We start from the raw sequence: 3355 nt of genomic DNA on the forward strand, positions 1-3355 counted from the left end.
CTTTCAAGGTCAATGGTTGGAGTCGAATACGGACTTTTACCATTTCCGAGCAAGGTACTATGACCCAGAAACGGGGCGTTTTGTCAGTCGCGATCCGATTGATGTTATTGAATATGAGCCGGAGAGTAGCAATCCTTATCAGTTTGTTTACAATAATCCTCATGTTTATAGCGATCCTACAGGGATGTTTACATTAGTTGAATTGCAATCTGGCTTTGCTACAGAAAAAGCCTTAAGTAAAGCTCAACTAGCAGCTACAAATGCGATGAGAGACTATCTGATCGATAAAGCAAAGGGAGTTGTTACTGAGATAGTAATGGGTTTAGCAAAACGTATTACAGATAACCTCGCAGTGCTTAGTCCAACATTAGCAAAAGCATTAGAAGTTGCCCTTTCTACAAAGGAAAAAAATAAATTAGGATCGGAATGGGAAAGGATTCTTAAAGGCGAATTCCAAGAACTTATAAAGACCTCTTTTCCCGGCTCGTCTTATTTAGAATCGATTTGGTTTGAAGCAGAGATACAACCAGATGGAACACCTAACAGTAATGGTATTAATTTAGCAGGTCTATCTGCTGATGTTCCGAAAAATCTCAGTAATCCGGATTTTATTATCAAACCAGATGGCGGACCAAAGGCTACAGATTACGCTAAAGGAAAAGCCCACATTCCGCACTTTAAAATGTAGCACAAGAGGCTACAGAATCGAAAAACCAAAAGTCAGTAAAAATACTTAGTCCAAAAACTGAGTCCAAATGGGATAATTAGAGAAACTTATCAAAAGGAAAAATAGAAAATGGAAGAAATAGAAATCAAAAATATAGATCATTTAGGGATCATTGCAGGGATAGTAGATGAACTAGAAATCGTCAAAAAAGTCAACGAAAAACTCAAAATAGATTGCCGAGAAAAGATAACATCTGGACAGGTGGTAAAGGCAATAATTCTCAATGGATTGGGATTTATATCTCGACCATTATATTTATTTAGTCAATTTTTCCAAGATAAAGAGGTAGAAAAATTGTTAGGAAAAGGAGTCAAAAGTAGTTATCTGAATGATGATAAAATAGGCAGAGTAATGGACGCATTATATAAATATGGATTAAGTAATATATTTCTAGAAATTGCTTCATTAGCGGTCAAGAAGTTTAGAATAGAAACGCAATATTCACACTTGGATTCCACTTCATTCCATTTACATGGAAAATATGAAAGTGAAAAACCTCAAGAAGAAGAAATGAAAAAAGATAGACCGATATATATAAGTAAAGGATATTCCCGCGATCACAGACCAGATTTAAAACAATGTGTATTAGATTTAATAACAACTCAAGATGGAGAAATGCCATTATTTATAAGAGTAGGAGATGGAAATGAATCTGATAAAGCCGTATTTGGAAAAATCGCAGTGCAGTTCAAAAAGCAAATAGATTTTGAAAGTGTTTTAGTAAGTGATAGTGCCTTATATAGTCAAGAAAATTTGAAATTAGTGAAAGAAATGAAATGGATAACACGAGTGCCATTAACACTTAAAAAAGCAAAAGAATTAGTGCAAACGGTAGAAGTTGAAGAGAATGAAAAAGAAATAAAGGGATATAAATGGAAAGAAGAAATAGTAAAATATGCAGGAATTACTCAAAGATGGATAGTATTTGAAAGTGAACAAAGAAGAGAAAGTGATATAAAGAAATTAGAAAAAATGATAGAAAAAGAGAAAATTAAAGAAAAACTCAAAACTGAAGAAATAAAGAAAAGACAAAAACAAGCAGGAAGATTTATCTTAGCCACGAATTTAGTAGAATCTGAAAATCAGAAAACCCCAGTAGAAATTCTGGAAATATATAAAAAGCAACAATCTTGCGAAAGAGGATTTGGTTTCCTTAAAGATCCTTTATTCTTTGCGGATAGTTTATTTGTTAAAAAACCAGAAAGGCTTGAAACAACACTCTTTTTAATGTCTTTATGTTTATTGGTTTATAATTTGGGGCAAAGACAACTCAGAAACAACTTAAAAGAATCTGAAAACAAACTGAAAAATCAAGTTGGTAAATTGACCAATACTCCTAGCTTAAGATGGATATTTCAATGCTTTCAAGGGATTCATCTATTGACTTTAAATGGTGACAAAAAAATTGTCAATTTAACAGAAGAACGCAAGTTTATTCTAGAATTTTTGCCTTCATCTTGTTACAGATATTATCTATCTTCTGCATCTTAATAAATACCAAAGCAAACATCAGAAAATCTTATTCTTTGACTTTAGAGAGCTATTGCTTCTCTACTTTGTGCTGCTCATTTTTCTTCTTTATCCTCTTACACCGTCAGATAAAGACTTGAAGATTCTTTCTCTATTTTCTTCAACTAGTTTTGGAGCAGTTTTTCTCTTTTTTGTTTATGTAATTTTCCGTACTTCAGAATGAAGTGCGGAATGTGGGGAAAAGGAGACAAATCGTATCTAATTGGTGATTTTAAATTTAGTTGGCGAAGAGTTGAAGACGATCGGAAAAAATCTCAATTTACAGCAATGATGAACTATGCTAGTTTACCTAATCAACATCAAGTAGTACCTATTGCTCTTTACGTAACTATGATTGGTGGAAAAAGTACATTAGGATTACATAAAGTTAGCAAAAAAGCTATTGAAGAGCATGGTGTCTATCCTCAGTTTTTAACCTTATTCCCTAAAGTTACAGGCTTGAAATGAACATGAAAGTACCTTTAAAATATTACTTAAATCTAGCCAAAGGAGATATTGTAGAAGCATTATTTCATGCAATTCAACATGAAGACTGGGAAGCATTTTCATTTTTATTACCTCTTCAAGGCGATATAAATGCAAGAGATGAGTGTCAAGATTGGACTATTTTAATGCGCGCAGTTGATGTAGAATCTCTAGATATGGTAAAAACGTTAATTGAAGCTGGAGCAGATGTCAATCTGAGAGGTTGTTTTGAGCCAGATGAATGTCCCTTGACTTTAGCCGCCTACGCTTGCCAAGATTCTTTGAATCGGGAACACGATTATGCTCGTAACAAAAAGATTTTTGACTATTTATATCCACTAACATCACCCGAGCTACGAGAAATAGCGGACAAAATATTACATTCTTGAGAAAAAATGAATAAATTTGAACTCAATCACAAAACTTATCATTTAGAAGATGGCATGGGTTCGATTGTGGGTTTGGCGAACAATTCAGGGGTTGAGGTGGCAGAGTTTGAATATGATAGTTTTGGCAATTTGCGGAATAGTGCGACGGGAATGCCGAATGAGTTAGGAGGAGATTTCCGCTTTCAAGGTCAATGGTTGGAGTCGAATACGGACTTTTACCATTTCCGAGCAAGGTACTATGACC

At 34.1% G+C, this 3355-nt stretch carries 4 protein-coding genes and 1 pseudogene; all 5 read left to right on the top strand.

The genetic code is table 11. The features are described 5' to 3' along the window. A partial coding sequence (locus JUI58_RS01145) for an RHS repeat-associated core domain-containing protein (RefSeq protein WP_204101906.1) occupies positions 1–688 on the top strand: 688 nt, incomplete at its 5' end. 108 nt (positions 689–796) lie between these two features. Continuing rightward, complete coding sequence (locus JUI58_RS01150) at positions 797–2218, top strand: IS1634 family transposase (RefSeq protein WP_204101907.1); 1422 nt, start codon at positions 797–799, stop codon at positions 2216–2218. A gap of 210 nt (positions 2219–2428) precedes the next feature. Then, a complete protein-coding gene (locus JUI58_RS01155; protein WP_204101908.1) occupies positions 2429–2704 on the top strand; it encodes a hypothetical protein in 276 nt (91 codons plus the stop codon). A gap of 2 nt (positions 2705–2706) precedes the next feature. After that, positions 2707–3111 carry an ankyrin repeat domain-containing protein gene (locus tag JUI58_RS01160; protein WP_204101909.1) on the top strand — a complete coding sequence of 135 codons (405 nt, stop codon included), beginning with the start codon at positions 2707–2709 and terminating at the stop codon, positions 3109–3111. Between the two features lie 6 nt (positions 3112–3117). Then, positions 3118–3355: pseudogene (locus JUI58_RS01165) on the top strand (hypothetical protein); the annotation flags it as partial.

It is taken from the genome of Spirulina sp. CCY15215 (genome assembly GCF_016888125.1).
GTDB lineage: Bacteria > Cyanobacteriota > Cyanobacteriia > Cyanobacteriales > Spirulinaceae > CCY15215.

Bases quoted from the DNA above. Each gene is read 5' to 3' on its own strand.
- JUI58_RS01155 (WP_204101908.1), top strand. From the start codon at position 2,429: ATGTGGGGAAAAGGAGACAAATCGTATCTAATTGGTGATTTTAAATTT.
- JUI58_RS01150 (WP_204101907.1), top strand. From the start codon at position 797: ATGGAAGAAATAGAAATCAAAAATATAGATCATTTAGGGATCATTGCA.
- JUI58_RS01160 (WP_204101909.1), top strand. From the start codon at position 2,707: ATGAAAGTACCTTTAAAATATTACTTAAATCTAGCCAAAGGAGATATT.